The organism is Pseudomonas sp. CFBP13528 (assembly GCF_005233615.1).
GTDB classification, from domain to species: domain Bacteria; phylum Pseudomonadota; class Gammaproteobacteria; order Pseudomonadales; family Pseudomonadaceae; genus Aquipseudomonas; species Aquipseudomonas fluorescens_AM.
Genome location: NZ_QGAJ01000030.1, coordinates 1 through 20,108, shown reverse-complemented (window position 1 = coordinate 20,108; position 20,108 = coordinate 1). Strand labels below are relative to the sequence as shown.

Sequence of the window (20,108 nt, the reverse complement as noted above, 5' to 3'; positions counted from 1 at the left end):
CCGAACTCAGCAGTGAAACGATGCATCGCCGATGGTAGTGTGGGGTTTCCCCATGTGAGAGTAGGTCATCGTCAAGATTAAATTCCAGAACCCCTGTTTGCTTATGCAGACAGGGGTTTTGTTTATGTAGAAGCTCATGAATTTCACCAGTACGTTGCTAGCACAACGGTCTGGTACACAGAATTTCTTGACGACCATAGAGCATCGGAACCACCTGATCCCATCCCGAACTCAGCAGTGAAACGATGCATCGCCGATGGTAGTGTGGGGTTTCCCCATGTGAGAGTAGGTCATCGTCAAGATTCAATTCCGAAACCCCTGTCTGCTAACGCAGACAGGGGTTTTGTCGTTTAAGGCTGAAAACGGCTGATAATCGACTGCATGTCTACCGCCTGTCGGGCCCTTGCTCTAAAAGAGGAAGATTCACACAAAACTCTAAGATTTATCGTTTTCTGGCCGAAAGCCTGACGAGCCATGCGTGCACCGAAATAGAGCGATCGCAGAGTCCGCCTATTGCGTTACATGGAATGTTCCACTCGGCACGCTCACCCCCCTTTGGCAAAAGAAGTCGATGAAATGAATCTCAAGTTCAGTCATAAAATTCTGTTGGCGGCGTCAGGCGTCGTGGTTCTGGCCTTTGCGCTGTTCACGCTCTATAACGATTACCTGCAGCGCAACACGATCAGGCAAAACCTGGCGTCCTCCATCCAGCAATCCGGCGAGCTTACCGCCAGCAGCGTGCAGAACTGGCTCAGCGGCCGCATTCTGGTTCTGGAGAACCTGGCACAAAACGTTGCTCATCAAGGGAGTGGCGCCGATCTGCCCGGTTTGGTCGATCAACCGGCGTTCACCTCCAACTTCCAGTTTACCTACGTGGGTCAAACCAACGGTGTGTTCACCCAGCGTCCCGATGCGAAGATGCCCGAAGGCTATGACCCACGTCAGCGCCCTTGGTACAAGCAAGCCGTAGCAGCCGACAAAACCATGCTTACCCCGCCTTATATGGCAGCTGTGGGTGGCCAGATCGTGACGATCGCGATGCCGGTGAAGAAGAACGGAGAGCTGTTGGGCGTTGTGGGTGGAGACTTGAGCCTGCAAACCTTGGTGAAGATCATCAACTCAGTGGATTTCGGCGGTATCGGCCACGCGTTCCTGGTCAGTGGTGACGGCCAAGTCATCGTCAGTCCTGATCAGGACCAGGTGATGAAAAACCTCAAAGACATCTACCCAGGCGCCCAGGTGCGCATCGAGAAGGTTAACCAGGAGGTTGTCCTCAATGGACAGGACCGTATTCTCTCGTTTACGCCAATCAGCGGTTTGCCGGGGGCTGACTGGTACATCGGTCTGTCTATCGACAAAGACAAAGCCTATGCCGCACTGGGTAAATTTCGCACTTCAGCATTGATAGCAATGCTCATCGCCGTAGTGGCGATTGCCGTGCTGCTGAGTATGTTGATCCAGGTGTTGTTGCGTCCGCTGACCACGATGGGCGTCGCGATGAAGGATATTGCCCAAGGCGAAGGCGACCTGACCCGACGCCTCGACGTTACGAGCAAAGACGAGTTCGGCGAAGTCGGCAGCGCATTCAATCAGTTTGTCGAGCGTATCCACGCCTCGATTTCCGAAGTGTCCTCGGCGACACGCCAGGTGCATGACTTGTCCCAGCGCGTGATGGCATCGTCCAACGCGTCGATCATTGGCTCAGACGAGCAGAGTGCACGTACCAACAGCGTGGCTGCAGCGATCAACGAGCTGGGCGCCGCCACCCAGGAAATCGCCCGTAACGCCGCTGATGCCTCGCAGCATGCCAGCGGTGCCAGTGAGCAAGCTGACGATGGACGCAAGGTCGTCGAGCAAACCATCCAGGCAATGTCGGAACTGTCGCAGAAAATCAGCCTGTCCTGCACTCAGATCGAGACCCTTAACGCCAGTACCGACAACATTGGTCACATCCTCGATGTGATCAAGGGCATCTCCCAGCAGACTAACTTGCTCGCGCTGAATGCGGCCATCGAAGCAGCCCGTGCCGGAGAAGCTGGGCGTGGGTTTGCCGTGGTAGCTGATGAGGTGCGTAACCTGGCTCACCGTACCCAGGAATCGGCTGAAGAGATTCACAAGATGATCACCTCCCTGCAAGTGGGTTCGCGTGAAGCGGTGACCACCATGAACGCCAGCCAGGCTTCCAGCGAAGAAAGCGTTGAAGTGGCTAACCAGGCTGGCGAGCGTCTGATCAGCGTGACACAGCGAATCGTTGAGATCGACGGCATGAACCAATCAGTCGCCGCAGCTACCGAGGAGCAAACGGCGGTGGTTGAAACCCTCAACGTCGACATCAACCAGATCAACCTGCTGAACCAGCAAGGCGTGGCCAATCTCAACGAGACGCTCAAGGATTGCGATGCGCTGTCCCAACAGGCCAGTCGATTGAAGCAATTGGTCGATAGCTTCAAAATCTGATCCTGGCGGCAGTCGGAGCGAGGCCTCCCGCTCCGACTGCCCTGAAGCCGCTCAGAGAAAGCCGATGGTCCTCAGGTAGTCACAGCCTTTGCGTAATAGCGCGGGGCTCTTGGGCGGATAGTGTGTGCCCATTTGCTCCAACCCCCATTGGGCATTGCTGTACTGGATCATCGAAGTGTCGCCGATGTCCTCACCCACCCCATCAAGGTAGAAGCCCAGTACGCCGAACAATGCATTGTCATGGCCTACGGTTCTCAATGCGCGTTGCCACTGTTGAAGGCTTATCCGTTCAAAGGTATGTCCGGCCTGGCTGAACGCGTCAAGGTACTGGTCCCAGCTCAGCGGTTGCGGATTGTGCAGGTTGAATACGTTTCGCCCTGCGACAAAACGCCGGCTGTGAAACGCAATGAAGCGTGCCAGGAAGTCCACCGGCATCAGGTCGAAGTTACCTTCCATTCGAGGGACCCTACCCAACTGCAGCGACCCCTTGAGCATCAACATCAAGCGATTTTTATCGGGTTGGCAGACGCCGTTCTGACTGTTGAAACTGATATTGCCCGGCCGATGGATATTCACCCAGGCTCCTTGCTCGGTTGCACGCCCCAGCAATCGCTCGGCCACCCATTTCGAGAGGTTGTAGCCATTTTTGACATAGATCGGTAATGCGCGGCTGGCGGGTGCTTCGAGCACATACCGATCAGTGTCGAGGGTACTGCAGGCCGACAGCGTCGAAATGAAATTGAAGACCTTCTTGCAGTGGGTCTCGCAAAGGCGCAGGCATTCAAACACCGGTTCGACGTTGTCCTTGGTGAGCGCTTTGTAGTCCATCACATGGTTGACCTGCGCCGCATTGTGCACAAGCACGCCATGATGACGGGCGAGGTGCTCGTACGCCTCACAGGATAGCCCCAGGCGCGGTTGGCGCAGGTCTGCGGCGTACACCTGCACTCGGCGCAGGTCCAATTGTTCCAGGCGATATTCGCGCAGCGCCTGAGTGAATCGGTCCGCCGCCGACTGGCCGGGGAGCGCCCGCACCAGGCACGCTACTTCTTGCGCTCCACCCGCCAGCAATGCCTGGACGATATGCACGCCGACGAAGCTGTTGGCTCCCGTGACAATCGCCTTGCGCGGGTCTCCTGCGCGGGTCTCAGGTAGCATTTCAAGCTTCAGGGCTCGGGATGCATCGTGTTCCATCTGGCTGAAAGATGTATCCGGCAGCGCTTCGCCCTCCAGCTGTAAGGCAAGAGTACGAATCGTCGGCGCTTCAAAAAATTGGCTCAAGGAGAAGCTGCGGCCAAATTGCTCGCGCAGGCGCAGTAACAAGGTGGACAGCAGGATCGAATGGCCACCGAGGTTGAAAAAGCTGTCGTCGATCGATACCTCGCTGGCAGACAACCCCAACAACTCCCCCCACAGCTCCACCAACTGCGCCTGGACTGGCGTGTGGGTGCTGCAACGAATCATTTCCTGGGGGCGCGCACTCGGCACCGCCCGCAACGCCGTGCGATCGATCTTGCCGTTGCTCGAAAAGGGCAGGCTCGGCAGTTCGCTCCAGGCGACGGGTTGCATATGCTCAGGTAGCCAGTGCCTGGCATGCTCCTTCAGCCTGGCCAGGGTGGCGCCGGGTTCGGGCTGGGCAGCAAAGCCAATGATTCTGCATGCCTGATCAATCACCACTGCTACTTGGCGGAACAACCGACTGCTGCGCAGGCACTGCTCAATCTCCTGAGGCTCGACGCGAAAGCCGCGGATCTTGACCTGATCATCCCGTCGACCGCCCAACTCGATCCCGTCCGGCGTCCATTTCGCCAGATCGCCGCTACGGTAAGCCTGCAGCCATTGTCCATCAGGCAGCGCCAGCTTGACGAACGGCGAGTCAGCTTGCGGCTTTGCGTTCATATAACCCTGGCTGACGCCAGGGCCTGCGATGTACAGATCGCCCATCACTTGCTCATCCACCGGTTGCAAATGGTCGTCGAGGATCAGGACCTGGCTGTTGGCAATGGGTAAACCGATGTTGCGATTGCTGTCACTGAGCCGAAACGTTCGATGGGTTGCCAGTACTGTGGCTTCGGTGGGGCCATAGAGATTGTGCAACTGGCATTGGCCTGCCAGTCGCTCGATCACGTAGGGCTCGCAAAAATCGCCGCCGGTGAGCAGGTGGGAGAGGCCAAGAGGCTGGTCCAGCGGCAGGATGCTGAGCAACGCCGGTGGCAGAAAAGCGTGGGTGACGCGCTGCACGCGAATCAACTCGACCAATTGCTGAGGATCCTGACGCTGTTCTGCACTGGGAACAATCAGCTCTGCGCCCGCCATCAAGGCGGGGAAAATATCGATCAGCGAGGAGTCAAAGCTCAGCGGTGAAAATTGCAGGACGCGACTCTTATCATCCAGCGCCACACAGGTACTAAGCCAGGCGGTGAAATGCGCCAGATTATGTTGGCTGAGCAGCACACCCTTGGGCTGCCCGGTGGTGCCGGAGGTGAAAAGTGCCATGCATGACGCATTGGCGTGGGGACGATGACGCATCAGCGGTTGAGTCGGGTCGATGTCGCGTGAGGCGAGCGTACTCACGTCAATCGAAACGAAATGATCTCGCAGCGGATGCAGACCATTTTCCAGTAACACGCAGGCCTCTGCGCTTATCAACATGCGGTGCTGGCGTTTTACCGGATGATCCGGGGCCAGTGGCAAATACACCGCGCCGCAACCCAGCACGGCCAGAATGCTCGCGTAGAGCTCAGTAGATTTTTCCAGGCACACACCCACCACCGAGGGGGGTTCATTGCCCTCCAACAGGGGCAGCAAGCGTTGCTGAATCGCCATGGCTTTTTCTTGAAGTTGGCGATAAGTCACCACGCGACCCGCGATATTCAGCGCTGTGCGATTGGCGAAGGCGCGAAGGCTGGCCTGCAGGCGTTCGATCATGGGCACTTGTGCCGCGCGAAGCAGCGCGGCATCGGCCGTACGATTGAATCGATGCATGAACGCCAGCGCCTCCAGCCCGTGCAAGCCTTGTTCAGGCAGGGGGTCGGAGCTGGTCATTGCGCAGAAAAAGCCTGGATCTCTTGAAAATCCGCTGACCAGTGACGCTGCCCACTCCACCAAGGCGTTCGCCGCCCGACGCCGCAGCTGCTGGCCGTTGCCGCTGGGCTCCCGGGCAACATCGTGTACGGCCACCAGGCGCCGCTCGCGGTCGTAGCAGCGAAACTGCAGCCTGGGCAGCCCATGTTCGGACGGGGGGCCGATAACCAGGCGCAGGCTCATCCAGGCCGCGTCTCTGGACAGGGCTGACGGTGGCTGACTACCGTCCTCGATCACAAGGTCGACCGACTCGCCCCCAAAGGCATGCCCGTAATGTTCCAGCACGTGCTTGAGGGCTTCCAGCGCGTCACCGGCAACGCCCCATTCAATCGTCAGGCGCCTCATGCCAATCTCCCCAGCGCGGGCAAATAGTCGTCCAGGACTCGTGCCACGCTGGAGGTGTGCAGCAGGCCGCTGTGATGCAGGAAGCTCATGATGTTGCCAACCAGCGGGTGCTGGCGGGTGATGGGAAAGTCCATCGCAACGATTTCATCCTGCAGCGCCGAACGAACGTCGACGTTGATATCCAGGTGCTCGATCAACTGCAGGTCGAAGCCTTTTTGTAGGTCGTTGGTCAGGTAATGGCCCAGGAATGTCGGTAGCACAGCGGCAATGCTGTCCCGATCCTCCGCGCTTGCCGAGTGCCAGTAGATGCGCACCAACTGTGTCCAGAACTGTGCGTGGCGCCCTTCATCAAACAGGTGGTCGGCCATCAAGCCGCGCACGGACGACTTGACACTGTCGTCCTTGGAAAAGGCCGCCACGTCATGGGTGACGGTGTTTTCGGCGATGGCCACGACGATCAACTCAACCGCATCGCGCAAGTGCTCCGGTGCCTGCGCCTGCGCTGCCGGCAAGGCGCGGCTCAGTTCGATCTGCCCGGGCAGGTCGAGCGGCTGGATACCGGTCAACTCGACGGCTTGCTGCAGGAAGTCCAGGGCTACCAAGGCGTGGTAATCCTCATCCACCACGACGGTCATCGCGTCGTAGCGGCAGGCGAGGGGGAGGGGCAGTGAGAAGCGATTCTTGGCGATGCTGCGGGCAGTCTTATCGACGATTTCGGTTTCGAAAATCACGATGTCATGGATGAATCGATAAAAGCTTTGCGCCAGCACAAAGTCGCGCGATTGCGGGCAGTGCTCGAGAAAGGTCGCGCTCAGTACCAGCGGTTGGCGGTACAAGGGAAAGATCAGCTTGCCGTCGTTTTCCAACACGCGGCGCGGGCGAGTGCGGATGGTTGCGCGACGCTCCCAGTCTTCGGCAAAGGAGCGGTAGTCGATAGCGCTCATGGATGAACCTCTTGCATCGAGGTCTGTACGTCATCCCAGAAGGTCATGCGGCTTTCCAGCGCCTCGAGAGCAACGCTGTCGGCTTGTTGCTGGCGAATCGGGTCTGCGCCGATCAGACGCTGGAGCACTTGTTCCGCCGCCGGAGCATGCTCCTGGCTATCCAGCTCGATATGACGCTTGAGGTAGTGACATAAAGTGGGCGCCTGACGAGCAATGAAGGGGCTGCTGCACAGAAGGCGCTCGAACATCGATGCAATGACGCCCTCACGACCATGCAGAAAGGCCGCCGCTACGCAGTGAGTGGGAGCGCTGAGTGCGATCTGCCATGTGCTGTCGACAAAGCGCGGCACACCTGGGGGCGCGCCGATCATTTGCAGCGCTGCGCTTACCTCCACGCCCTGATGTTGCAGGTCAATGAAACGCGTGATGACGCGGGTGTCGGCGCCCACTTCCACCATGGCGTCCAGGTACAGCTCAAAGTGACTGCAATGGCCCCGCGTTGGATGTTCATCCGACTCTTCGCCCAGCACGATCTCATTGATCAGGCGTGCGGCCTGTGGATCAGTGGGCGGAAGCCACGGTATCTGGGTACATGTAAGATCTTGTTGCAGGCGTTTGGTCAGGGTCATGAAGTCCCAAACCGCAAATACATGACTTTCCATAAAGTGTTGTAGTTTGGTATGCGAAGTTATTTCTGCAAATAACGGATGGTTGCACAGTTGCAGCTTTTTTTGTTCAAACAAATGATGATGCATGGTTGACGCCTATAAAATTGTTGCGACTGCTCTAGTTGCAGTGATGGAGTTTTGTAGTTGTTAGACAGAAGATAACGTTAAGGTGTGCCCACGCGGCAAGCACGGGCTCATTGCGCGGCCAGCTGACTGAAAGGTTTATTGGGTTGGCGGGTGATAGTAAACTGATTAAACGTTTGGATGAGCTTGTAAATGTATTAGATGTTTTTTCGAGAATAAGCTTCCGAGTGAAAGAGTTGTTTTAAGTGTGAGAATTTTCCTTATATAACGCCGGTTATTAAGACTTGCGAGTTGTCTACAGCGCTACCAGCGCGGGACGTTTCCTGGCAAGGGAAGGTGCCGCGCGGTGTAAAGACTAAAAGAAAAATGCGAACGCGTTACGACGTACTTTCTTTGTTGGCAGTTTCTAGGCCATTGAGGTATCTATTGATGACCTCCATGCCTCGCATCAAGTGATTACGCAATGTCAGGATGCTTTCGTCGATTTTCTTCTGCACCACCAGGCTGAGCAGTTCGCGGTGGTCCTCTTGTGACGTCTCGCCCAGCCCCATTGCCTCGAGGTTGAAGCGCAGAAACCGCTCTTCCTCATTCAGCCCATGCTCCACCAGTTTGAGCAGGCGATGGTTAGGCGCCTTGCCATACAAGACCATGTGAAACAGGCGATTGAGGCGGCCTATCTCGCTGTAGTCTTTCTCACACTCCAGCGCATTGATACAGGCTTCTGCCTCGGCGATATCAGCCTCAGTGAGCAGTGGGATCGACAAGCGCAAGGCCTCGGACTCCAACAGCATGCGCAGGGCATAGGTCTCAGCCGAGTTGTCCTCAATCAAGGGGGCGACCACCGCGCCCTTGTGGGTCACCACATGCAGCAGGGATTGTGCTTCCAACTGGCGCAATGCTTCGCGCACCGGCATGCGGCTGACGCCGAACAGGCTGGCGAGCTCTTGCTGGCGCATGGCGGTGCCACAGGGTAACCGCCCATCGAGAATGGCGTTGCGCAACGTTTCTTCAATAACGGCGCGGGCAAGGTGAGCGGGAATAGGCCCGCTGACCTTGATGCTGCTTAAAGGGTTCGGCTTCGGCGTCACGGTTACGCTGCCCTCCTTTCTAGAATAATAAAGTGCGTTTTATTGGATCCAATGAACACTAGAGATGGCCCAAGCGCTTGTCAAACCGCCAGAGTTTCCGTTTGTAAGGGCTTACAGCGTGTATTTTGTGCGTCTCACATCAGGCGGTTACAAGTCGCTCTACCGATCGATGATCTCACTATGCCATTGTTATTTCCGAGACGAAGCTTCACCATCCCCTCAAATTCCGTCTCTCTTCATGGACTGAACGCCTTGGCGGTAAGTTTTATTCCCTATCGAGTTCTTTGCTGGCTTTTATCAGCGATCTTGTTGGCCGGCCTGATGCTTGGCGGGCTGCATGCCGATTGGGATTTCTCGCAGATCAGCCGAAAGGCCAGTGCCCTTTACGGGCCATTGGGCGAAGGCCAGCAGCGTATTGACGCCTGGCAGCGGCTGTTGGCCACTCAAAAGCAGGTCAGCGAACAAGAACAGCTCAAGGTCGTTAACTTGTTTTTCAACAAACAAATGACCTACGTGGAAGACATCGATCTCTGGCACGCGGTCGATTATTGGGAGACACCCATCGAAGCCCTCTGGAAAGGCGCCGGTGACTGCGAAGACTACGCCATCGCCAAGTATTTCAGTTTGCGTCATCTGGGTGTGTCCAGCGACAAATTGCGTATTACCTACGTCAAGGCCTTGCGTCAGAATCGCGCACATATGGTCTTGACCTACTATTCGACCCCCGACGCAATCCCGCTGGTGCTCGACAGCCTGATGGACGACATCCTGCCGGCTACCCGCCGTACCGATTTGATTCCGGTGTATTCATTCAACGCCGAGGGCCTGTACCTGCCCGGCGCCAAAGGCAACAAGAAGGTCGGCGATACCAAACGCTTGTCGCGCTGGCAGGATGTATTGAGAAAAATGCGTGCGGAAGGCTTTCCAGCCGAGCCTGCCAACTAGGAGTAACTGATCGGATGTCTTTGTTCAAACAGCTGTTGATCGCAATCTGTCTGTTCCTGGTGGTCGCCTTCAGCGGCAGCTTCATGGTCAGCCTGGAAAGTTCGCGCACGCAATACGTCAACCAGTTGCGCTCCCATGCGCAGGACGCTGCGACGGCGCTGGCGTTGTCGCTCACCCCTAATATCGATGACCCGGCCATGGTGGAGCTGCTGGTCAGTTCGATCTTCGACAGCGGTTACTACGCCAGTATCCGTGTGGTGGACCTGGCCACGGACAAAACCATCGTTGAGCGCAGCGGCATTCCAGACAACAACGGCGTGCCCAACTGGTTCGTTAAATTGATCGGCCTGGAGCCGGCCGGTGGCGATGCGCTGGTGAGCCGCGGTTGGGAGCAGGCGGCGCGTGTCGAGGTGGTCAGCCATCCGATGTTCGCCCTGGCCAAACTCTGGCAGAGCGCCTTGGGCAGCCTTGGCTGGTTGCTGCTGTGCGGTGCGGTCAGTGTGGTGCTTGGCGGGTTGCTGCTGCGCCGCCAATTGAAACCGTTGGACTACATGGTCAAACAGTCCCACGCGATCGCCCGTCGAGAATTCCTCAGCCTGCCCGATCTGCCGCGTACGCCCGAACTGCGCCGGGTGGTGCAGGCGATGAACCAAATGGTGGAAAAGCTCAAGGCACTGTTCCAGGAGCAGGCCGAGCGCAGCGAAAAGCTGCGCACCGAATCCTACCAGGACACCCTCACCGGTCTTGCCAACCGTCGTTATTTCGAGATGCAGCTCAACGCCCGTGTCAGCAACCCTGAAGAAACCAACTCCGGCTACTTGCTGGTATTGCGCGTCAAGGACCTGGCCGGCCTGAACCAGCGCCTGGGGGGCCAGCGTACCGACCAGCTGCTGCAAGCGGTCGGCGAACAGCTGCTGCGCCAGTGCGAGCCGTACCCGGAAACCCACAACCTTGTGACCCGGATCCGTGGCGGCGAGTTCGCCGTGCTGGCGCCTGGGCTGACGCGAGAAGAAGCGCTGCAATTGGCGCAGAACCTGGAAAGCACGTTGCTCAGCCTGCAGGCCACCGGCGCCAGCGACGTCGCGCCCGTGGCTTATATCGGCCTGGCCCCGTTCAATCATGGCGATGCGCCGCAGGCGCTGCTGACCCTCGCCGATCAAGCCCTGTCGCAAGCCGAAGCGCAGGGTGACAGCACGTGGGTGTGCCTGGACCACAGTGCCGCCGCCAGCCTCGGTGACGATCACCATGCCTGGCACACGCTTTTGGACCAGGCGCTGACCCAGCAGCGTTTCGAGCTGTACTTCCAGCCGGTCGTCGCCAGCCAGGACCCGCAGTTGGTCCTGCACTACAAAGTGCTGTCGCGCCTGCAGGACCTTGATGGCCATACCTTACCCGCCGGGCGTTTCCTGCCGTGGCTTGAGCGTTTCGGCTGGGCCGCCCGCCTGGACCGCTTGATGCTGGAACAGGTGCTCAAACAGATGACTGGCCACAGCGATAATCTGGCGCTGAACCTCTCAGCCGCGACCTTGCAGGACCCAGAGGCTCTGCAGGGCATTTATGACCTGCTGCGCCAGCACAGCAACCTGGGCTCGCGCCTCACCCTGGAAATCGGTGAAGAGCAACTGCCGGAGCAGCATGTGCTGGAACAGATGACCCACCGCCTGCGCGAATTGGGCTTCTCCCTGAGCCTTCAGCGTTTCGGTGGGCGATTCAGCATGATCGGCAACCTGGCCCGCCTGGGCCTGGCGTACCTGAAAATCGACGGCAGCTACATCCGCGCCATCGACCAGGAAAGCGACAAACGCCTGTTTATCGAAGCCATCCAGCGCGCGGCCCACAGTATCGACCTGCCATTGATTGCCGAGCGTGTGGAGACCGAGGGTGAGCTGAAGGTGATTCGCGAGATGGGGATTTTTGGGGTGCAGGGCCAACTGTTCGGCGAGCCGGCGCCCTGGAAATAACGCAGAATCCATGTGGGAGGGGGCTTGCCCCCGATAGCGGTGTATCAGTCGCCTAAGTGTCGACTGGTCTACTGCTATCGGGGGCAAGCCCCCTCCCACATTTTAGAGTCGGCGTAACTCCAGGGCTCAGATAAGCCCTTTTTCATCATCATTGATCAACTGGCTCAACCCACCCAACGCTTCCCGCGCCTGGTTACGGTCCATCAATTTGGCCTGGGCTGCGGGCGGCAGGTCTGTCACGCTGATAACGCCCTTGCGGGTGAGCACCTGGATCAAGTCGTCCAGTACCCGGATCATCTCAAGGTCACTCTGCTTGAGTTGGGCCAGGCTGGTTTCCACCACTTCGTTGGCGTACCAGGCCTGGATCTCATGGTGATCGGCCGGCAGTGTTTCGGTGGATTCGGCAAAGGCGGCGGCCTCAACGCGACTCAACGCGCCCTGTGCATCACGTTGCACGTAAAACATAAGAACCCCTCGAAAATAAGCCACACACCTTTAGCCCCTTAGGCTGGCCGTGTGTTGATAGGCGCGAGTATGCGATGCAACCGGCCGCCAGGGCCAGCAACGTATCGCCCAAATAAATCGGCCGCCTCGAGGGCGGCCGATAAACCCAAGCTTAGACGGTGTGATCGATCTTGATGGTCGGGTCTGCACCGCTGATCAGCGAGTTGATGCTGGTATGGGACCAATCGTTGCCTTCCAGCTTGATGGTCACATCCGCATTGGCCAGGCCTCCAGTGGTATTGAGCTTGCCTTCGCTGCTCACTTGCAGGGTCGACACGCCCTCTACCGTGGTGATCTTGAGGTAGTTGTCGATGGTGCTGTCGGTCTCGCCTTTCAACAGGTCGCGCAGATCAATGCGGTCACCTTCGGACGCCTTGAAGTCCTTGATCACATCGTTGCCGATGTCACCCGCCTTCCACACAAAGGTGTCGGCACCCGAACCACCGATCAGGATGTCATTACCCTGGCCGCCAATCAGCGTGTCGTTACCGGTGCCGCCCAGCAGGATGTCATTGCCTTTGCCACCGTCCAGAAGGTCGTTGCCGCCCTGGCCGAACAGGATGTCATCGCCGGCGCCGCCCAGCAGCGTGTCGTTGGCATCCTTGGCGCCGGACACATCGAAGTCCGCGTAGTGCTCGGTGACGTACTGGTGAACGTTAGAGGCGGTCACCGAAGAGACGGCTACGCCGGTCTTCTGCGCCACAAACGCCTGCAGTGCGTTGTAACCCTCACCGTTGATCCCGCTGAAGCTCACCAGGTCGCCGAAGAGGATGTCGTTGCCATCGCCCCCGATGACGGTGTCAGCGCCAGGCAACGTCGCCTCGGTGTGGCCGAGGATTGCGTTGGCCAGGTCCTTCGGATCGATATTGGCTTGCGGCTTGCCATCGCTGTCGTACGGTGCCAACTGATTCAGGCTGACCCCGCTGTTGAGGCCGATGGCTTCTACGCCACCTGTGGACAGGCCTTTGAGCAGTGCGAACGCACTGTTGGAGTTGATGGTGGTGGAGTAGTCGGTATCGTACCCGAGGCCGCCTTGTACCGATATTTCATAGGTGCCATCCCCTTGGGCGTGGATTGTTCCCGGGCTGGACTGCGCCCAGCCCCACCAGTTGTTGGTCCACAGGGTCACCTTGCCGGCAGAGTTGATATCAATCAAGTGACTCGAATCGATGTTGATCCGTGTGGCTGTACCTATGGTGTAGTTGTTCATGGTGACGACATCATCGAGCCTGACGTTGCCGTACAAGTACGGATTGGTCTGCTCGGACCCCTGGTAAAACGTCGGCTGACCATCGGTGATGAAGTACGTTGTATTGATTGCGCCAGTGTTGCCAGTCGCCTGTGCACTTTTAAAGAAGTTGGACGCGGCCTTGAACACGTCTTCGTAGTTGGTCCCGCCGGTCGATACCATGGAATCGAGGACTTTCTGCAGCGAATTCAGTGCGCCTGGGTCTTTCAGGTCGACTGTAACCGTGCGATTGACCTGGTCACTGAAGTCCGCCAGGAAGATATTCACGGTGCCAGAAGTGCTGGAGCCGATACTGTTTTTCAGCGAGTTGAACGTGGTGGTCAGCGAGGCTTTCGCCGCTGCTATCGAATCCGCGCCCATGCTGCCCGATGTATCGATCATGAACGCAATGTTGTAGTTCTTGCCCTGCACCACGTTCAGGCCGCCGACGTCGGCCACGACGATGTCGTTGCCATCGGTGCCGTTGATGGTGTCGCTGCCCGACGTGCCGGTGACCGGGTTATAGGCCGCCGGATGCACCGTCACTGGCAATTGCGCGGTGGTGGTCGCTGAACCGCCGATGCTTTCGGTAGAGGTCGACGTGACCGTGAGGTTGAACTGGCCGCTGTAGTAGGTCGGCGGCTTGATGGTCAAGGTGCCCAGGTCCCAGCCGGTGACGTTGACTTCGCCCGTGGTTTTACCCGCGGTGAAGGTATGGCCCGACGCATCGGTAAGCACCGAGCCTGCCGGGATGCCACCGATTTTCACGCTCAGGGTTTCCGAACCGTCGGTATCGGTCAGCGCGGTGGTGACCTTGGACAGTTTGACGCTGCCGTTTTCCAGGCCTTCGTTGAGCTTGTAGCCCACGTAGTAACCGTCACCGTTGCTGCCATGCAGGTCGGACACCGTTACGCCGGCGTTGGTCAGGTCGGTGATACCGGTGTACAGCGGCACGGTGCTGGTGCTCAAGTTCTGCATCGCCCCGCCATTGACCGACAGGTTGACGTCAAAGCTGCCAGGCCCCGCCTGGTTGGCCTGGTAGATCTCAAGGCTGTAGTAACCAGTGGTGGTTGGCGTGAACGAGCCGCTGAACTTGCCGCTGTTGGTGCCCCATAGCCCGCTGGCAACGTCTTTGCCGCCGACGTTGACCACCACGCTGTCATCGGCGACGCCGCTGAAGGTGTAGCTCTTGCCGGCTTCCATGTAGATCAGGCCGGAGATCTTGGAACCAGAACCCGCGTTGACATTGTCGACGGACTCGACGTTGGTCACCACCGAGGTGTTGTTCGGTGTGCCTGCATTGTCGATGGCTTTTTTCAGTACATCGGGTGCAGCGCCGTTGCCGCTGTTGCCGAGGCCGGCAATGCTGTTCCAGCCCTGTTTGACCAGGCCGGTCGAGGTGACGTTGTTATCTGCCACGCTCAGGGTCGGTGCATCGGCCACCGGAGTGATATCGACTTTCACCGTGGCGCTGGTGCCCAGGTCCTTGCCGTCGGTGGGCTGGAACTTGAACTGTGCGTAGTCGGCCTGCTTGTTACCGATGCCTGTGCCGCCATAACCATCGGCGCCGGACTCGTTGGTGTTGGGCATAAAGCGCAATTGACCGCCATCGACCTGGGCTTTGGTAAAGGTCTGGCCGCTGGTCACGTTGGTCCAGGTGGTGCCGTCGGCTGCCAGGTATTGCAGCTTGCCGGCCACCGGCAGGTCGGTGATTTTCACGCCGAGGCTGGCTTGTGGCGAGTCCACGTCGGTCACGCCGAAGTTGGCCCAGGTCAGCGCGAGCGCAGTGTCTTCGGTACCGGTCACGGCCCCGCCCGTTGCCACTGGCGCATCGTTGACCGCCAGCACGTTGACGGTCGTGGTGGCGACGTTGGAGTAGTTGCCGCCGTCGGTCACCGTCACGGTAATGGTGCGCGGCGTGGTGCTTGGGTCGTGGCTGTTGTTGGTGAACGTGATGTTCTGGATGCGCTGCATGTAGTCAGCCAGCGTCGCGCTGCCCGACAACGTCAGGGTGATGGCGCCCGTCTGGTTATTGGTGCTGACGCTGATGCCATTCACGTTGTTGCCCAGGTTCAAGACATCACCGGCCTGCGCGTTGGTCAGGGTGACCGTTGCGCCGGTGAGCATCGTGCTGTCCGGGTCGGTGATCCTGATATCGGTGTCGGCAATCGACACACCCGGCCCGGCGGTGCCTTCGGTGAAGGTGGTCTTGTAATCGTTGCCGCTGGCGCCGCTGGAATTGTTGGCGTCCAGGTCGATGACCGGTGGCGCATCGTTGTCGAGGATATCGGTACTGACGGTACCCTTGTCGATCACCAGGTTCTCGAAATTGCCGCCGGTGGTCTTGTCGATGGTGATGACGATTTTTTCTGTCGGCTCGGTGATTCTGTCGTCAAGCGTGCGGATATCAAACGGCACGCTGCTGGCGCCGGCCGGGATCTTCACGGTGTACACACCATTGAAATCCGAACCGTCGGTGGCCGTGCCGCTGTACTTGAGCGTGACGGTCAGATCGGTTTGCGCCGGGTTGCTCAATGTCAGGCTGTAATGCGCCGTGCCGCCTTCAGTCACCGATGCGTCGCCGCTGAGGCTGAGGGTGGTGTTGGTGACCACATCCGTGACTTTGGTAACCACGGTGCTGCCATCAACCATCAAGTGCTCGTATTTGTCGCCGCCGCTGACGACGCCGCTGATTTTGGTCGTGACGTCGTTGGCGCCGACATACGCATCGTTAGGGGCGGTGGCCGTGGTGAAGTTGCTGGACTTGCCGTTGCCGATGGTAATGGACGCGCCGTTATCCAGCTTCACTACCAGGTCGGAACCCAGGTTGGTCACTGCCGCGCCGTTCTTGTCGACCAGCGACGCGGTGTAGACAATCTGCCCGCCCTCGCTGACCGAGCCCGTGGCCTTGAGCACCACCGTCACATCGTCGATGGTGTCGTTGATCGTGGTGGTCGCGCCGCCCGGTGTGACGGTCACACCTTCGAAATTACCGCCGGTGGTACCGGTGATCTTGACGGTCTGGGTGCTCTTGTCGATGAACACATCATCGCTCGGTGCCGCAACTGTCACCGTGCCCACGGTTGCACCCTGCTTGATGGTGATGCTGGAACCGTTGTCCAACTGGACCACCATGTCGCTGCCGGCCTTGTTACTCAAGGTCGCGGTGTAGGTGATCTGGCCACCTTCATTGACGGCGCTTGGCGCGGTCAGGGTGACGCTGGTGAGATCAGTGCTGCCAGGGGTGTCGGTAACGGTGGTATTGACCGCTGCGGTACCTGGCACCAGGTTTTCGAAGTGCTCGCCACCGGTGACGGTTTTGATGGCGGTCGTGACGGTTTGATCGCCTTTATAGACGTCGTTGGGTGCCACGGTGGTGATCGTGCCGCTGGATTGGTTCACACCGATGGTGATGGTTTTGCCGTTATCCAGGGTGACGGTCAGCGGGTTGGTGATGTTGGTTACCGGCGTACCGTTTTTATCCACAAGGCTGGCGGTGTAGACGATATTGCCGCCTTCGCCAACGGTGGTGGTGGCGGTCAGGACAACGTCGACTTTGTCGATGGTGTCGTTGATCGTGGTGGTCGCACCGTTGCCAGCAACTTCCAACTTCTCAAAGTTGCCGCCCGTTGCGTCGGTGATCTTGACCGTCTGCGTGCTCTTGTCGATGAACACGTCATCGCTTGGCGCTGGGACGGTGACAGTGCCGACGGTTTCACCTGCTTTAATCGTGATGCTTGAGCCGTTATCCAGCTTCAACGTGACGTCGCTGCCCGCTTTGTTAGAGAGCGTAGCGGTGTAAGTGATCTGGCCACCTTCGTTGACGGCGCTTGGCGCGGTCAGCGTGACGGTAGTGGTATCAGCGGTACCTGGGGTATCGGTGACGGTCGTATTGACTGCCGTCTTACCTGGCACCAGGTTCTCAAAGTGCTCGCCACCGGTGACAGTCTTGATAGCAGTGGTGACGGTCTGATCGCCTTTGTAGACGTCATCAGGCGCAACAACCGAAACGCTGGCGCTTGATTGGTTTACACCGATGGTGATGCTTTGGCCGTTATCGAGCGTGACGGTCAACGGGTTGGTGATGTTGGTCACCGGCGCGCCGTTTTTATCCACAAGGCTGGCGGTGTAAACGATGTTGCCGCCTTCGCCGACGGTGGTGGTGGCGGTCAGAACTACATCGACCTTGTCGATGGTGTCGTTGACTGTGGTGGTCGCACCATTGCCCGCAACTTCAAGTTTCTCGAAGTTGCCGCCAGTGGTCTCAGTGATCCTGACCGTCTGCGTGCTCTTGTCGATAAACACGTCATCGGTCGGCGCTGGGACGGTTACGGTGCCGACGGTTTCACCGGCTTTAATCGTGATGCTTGAGCCGTTATCCAGCTTCAACGTGACGTCGCTGCCTGCTTTATTGGAAAGCGTGGCCGTGTAAGTGATCTGGCCACCTTCGTTCGCCTGTGCCGGAGCTGTCAGGGTAACGGTGGTGGTGTTGTCGGTGCCTGGAGTATCAGTAACGGTGGTATTAACCGCTGTGGTACCTGGCACCAAATTTTCAAAGTGCTCGCCACCGGTCACGGTTTTGATAGCGGTCGTGACGGTTTGGTCGCCCTTGTACACATCATTCGGCGCAACAACCGAAACGCTGCCGCTGGATTGGTTCACACCGATGGTGATGGTTTTGCCGTTATCCAGGGTGACGGTCAGCGGGTTGGTGATGTTGGTTACCGGCGTACCGTTTTTATCCACAAGGCTGGCGGTGTAGACGATGTTGCCGCCTTCGCCGACGGTGTTGGTGGCGGTCAGGACTACATCGACCTTGTCGATAGTGTCGTTGATTGTGGTGGTTGCACCGTTGCCTGCAACTTCCAGCTTCTCGAAGTTGCCGCCAGTGGTCTCAGTGATCCTGACCGTCTGTGTGCTCTTGTCGATAAACACGTCATCGGTCGGCGCAGGGACGGTCACGGTGCCGACGGTGTCGCCAGCCTTGATGATAATCGACGAACCGTTGTCCAGTTTCAGCGTAACGTCGCTGCCCGCTTTGTTAGAGAGCGTAGCGGTGTAAGTGATCTGGCCACCCTCGTTGACTGCGCTTGGCGCGGTCAGCGTGACGGTAGTGGTATCAGCGGTACCTGGGGTATCGGTGACGGTCGTATTGACTGCCGTCTTACCTGGCACCAGGTTCTCGAAGTGCTCGCCACCGGTGACAGTCTTGATAGCAGTGGTGACGGTCTGATCGCCCTTGTAGACGTCATCCGGTGCAACAACCGAAACGCTGGCGCTTGATTGGTTTACACCGATGGTGATGCTTTGGCCGTTATCGAGCGTGACGGTCAATGGGTTGGTGATGTTCGTCACCGGTACGCCGTTTTTATCCACAAGGCTGGCGGTGTAGACGATGTTGCCGCCTTCGCCAACGGTGTTGGTGGCGGTCAGGACTACATCGACCTTGTCGATAGTGTCGTTGATTGTGGTGGTCGCACCGTTGCCTGCAACTTCCAGCTTCTCGAAGTTGCCGCCCGTTGCGTCGGTAATTTTGACTGTCTGCGTGCTCTTGTCGATGAACACGTCATCGGTAGGCGCTGGTACGGTCACGGTGCCGACGGTATCGCCGGCTTTGATGGTGATCGACGAGCCATTATCCAGCTTCAAAGTTACGTCAGTACCGGCCTTGTTGCTCAAGGTCGCGGTGTACGTAATCTGTCCACCTTCGCTAACAGCATTCGGTGCGGTCAGCGTGACAGTCGTGGCGTTATCAGTACCTGGGGTATCAGTCACGGTTGTAGTGACTGTGTCGGTACCTGGAACGAGATTTTCGAAGTGCTCGCCACCAGTAACAGTCTTGATAGCGGTGGTGACGGTCTGATCGCCTTTGTAGACATCATCCGGCGCAACAACCGAAACGCTGCCGCTCGACTGATTTACACCAATGGTGATGCTCTGGCCGTTATCCAACGCTACGGTCAACGGATTGGTGATGTTAGTCACCGGCGTACCGCTCTTATCCACAAGGCTGGCGGTGTAAACAATGTTGCCGCCTTCGCCGACGGTGGTAGTGGCGGTCAGGACTACATCAACTTTGTCGATGGTGTCATTGATCGTGGTGGTCGCGCCGTTGCCAGCAACTTCCAACTTCTCAAAGTTGCCGCCCGTTGCGTCGGTGATCTTGACCGTCTGCGTGCTCTTGTCGATGAACACGTCATCGCTTGGCGCTGGGACGGTTACGGTGCCGATAGTGTCGCCGGCTTTGACAGTGATCGACGAGCCGTTGTCCAACTTCAACGTGACGTCACTGCCCGCTTTATTGGAGAGCGTGGCGGTGTACGTAATCTGACCACCTTCGTTCGCTTGGGCCGGGGCTGTCAGGGTAACGGTGGTGGCGTTATCAGTGCCCGGAGTATCAGTCACGGTGGTATTAACAGGCGCGGTGCCTGGCACCAGGTTTTCGAAGTGCTCGCCACCAGTAACAGTCTTGATAGCGGTGGTGACGGTCTGATCGCCTTTGTAGACGTCATCCGGCGCAACAACCGAAACGCTGGCGCTTGATTGGTTTACACCGATGGTGATGCTTTGGCCGTTATCCAGCGTGACGGTCAACGGGTTGGTGATGTTCGTCACCGGTACGCCGTTTTTACCCACAAGGCTGGCGGTGTAAACGATGTTGCCGCCTTCGCCGACGGTGGTGGTGGCGGTCAGGACTACGTCGACTTTGTCGATGGTGTCGTTGATCGTGGTGGTTGCGCCATTGCCAGCAACTTCCAGCTTCTCGAAGTTGCCGCCAGTCGCTTCAGTGATCTGGACGG

9 protein-coding genes and 1 rRNA gene are annotated in these 20,108 nt (G+C 58.2%); 4 read left to right on the top strand and 6 right to left on the bottom strand.

Features of this window, described 5'->3' with window-relative positions; translation table 11 throughout:
- Window positions 1–186 precede the first annotated feature (186 nt).
- Together rrf and PspCFBP13528_RS27250 are read left to right on the top strand one after the other, a co-directional pair.
- Window positions 187–302 (top strand): 5S ribosomal RNA (gene rrf, locus PspCFBP13528_RS27255).
- A 274-nt stretch (window positions 303–576) separates the two neighbouring features.
- On the top strand, window positions 577–2,457 hold the full coding sequence (locus PspCFBP13528_RS27250) for a methyl-accepting chemotaxis protein (RefSeq protein ID WP_137201895.1): 1,881 nt from the start codon (window positions 577–579) through the stop codon (window positions 2,455–2,457).
- 51 nt (window positions 2,458–2,508) lie between these two features.
- Here the strand turns inward: PspCFBP13528_RS27250 and PspCFBP13528_RS27245 are convergent, their stop codons facing one another.
- The 4 genes from PspCFBP13528_RS27245 to PspCFBP13528_RS27230 form a co-directional block, all read right to left on the bottom strand.
- Window positions 2,509–5,886 (bottom strand): amino acid adenylation domain-containing protein, encoded by a 3,378-nt coding sequence (locus tag PspCFBP13528_RS27245; protein ID WP_137201894.1) that lies wholly within the window; start codon window positions 5,884–5,886, stop codon window positions 2,509–2,511.
- Window positions 5,883–6,830 (bottom strand): diiron oxygenase, encoded by a 948-nt coding sequence (locus PspCFBP13528_RS27240; RefSeq protein WP_137201893.1) that lies wholly within the window; start codon window positions 6,828–6,830, stop codon window positions 5,883–5,885. Before PspCFBP13528_RS27240 ends, PspCFBP13528_RS27245 begins: the two co-directional genes overlap by 4 nt.
- Window positions 6,827–7,585, bottom strand: coding sequence for a DUF3050 domain-containing protein (locus tag PspCFBP13528_RS27235; RefSeq protein WP_101221439.1), 759 nt, complete (start codon window positions 7,583–7,585; stop codon window positions 6,827–6,829). Before PspCFBP13528_RS27235 ends, PspCFBP13528_RS27240 begins: the two co-directional genes overlap by 4 nt.
- 374 nt (window positions 7,586–7,959) lie before the next feature.
- Window positions 7,960–8,670 (bottom strand): GntR family transcriptional regulator, encoded by a 711-nt coding sequence (locus tag PspCFBP13528_RS27230; protein WP_065952221.1) that lies wholly within the window; start codon window positions 8,668–8,670, stop codon window positions 7,960–7,962.
- A 180-nt stretch (window positions 8,671–8,850) separates the two neighbouring features.
- Between PspCFBP13528_RS27230 and lapG the strand changes: the two genes are divergently transcribed.
- Window positions 8,851–9,615 (top strand): cysteine protease LapG, encoded by a 765-nt coding sequence (lapG, locus tag PspCFBP13528_RS27225; RefSeq protein WP_342671486.1) that lies wholly within the window; start codon window positions 8,851–8,853, stop codon window positions 9,613–9,615.
- Between the two features lie 14 nt (window positions 9,616–9,629).
- Entirely contained in the window at window positions 9,630–11,576 is a 1,947-nt protein-coding gene (lapD, locus tag PspCFBP13528_RS27220; protein ID WP_137201892.1) for a cyclic di-GMP receptor LapD, read from the top strand.
- A gap of 126 nt (window positions 11,577–11,702) precedes the next feature.
- Here the strand turns inward: lapD and PspCFBP13528_RS27215 are convergent, their stop codons facing one another.
- Window positions 11,703–12,041 carry a hypothetical protein gene (locus PspCFBP13528_RS27215; protein ID WP_057725300.1) on the bottom strand — a complete coding sequence of 113 codons (339 nt, stop codon included), beginning with the start codon at window positions 12,039–12,041 and terminating at the stop codon, window positions 11,703–11,705.
- Between the two features lie 151 nt (window positions 12,042–12,192).
- A partial coding sequence (locus PspCFBP13528_RS27210) for an immunoglobulin-like domain-containing protein (protein ID WP_275113138.1) occupies window positions 12,193–20,108 on the bottom strand: 7,916 nt, incomplete at its 5' end.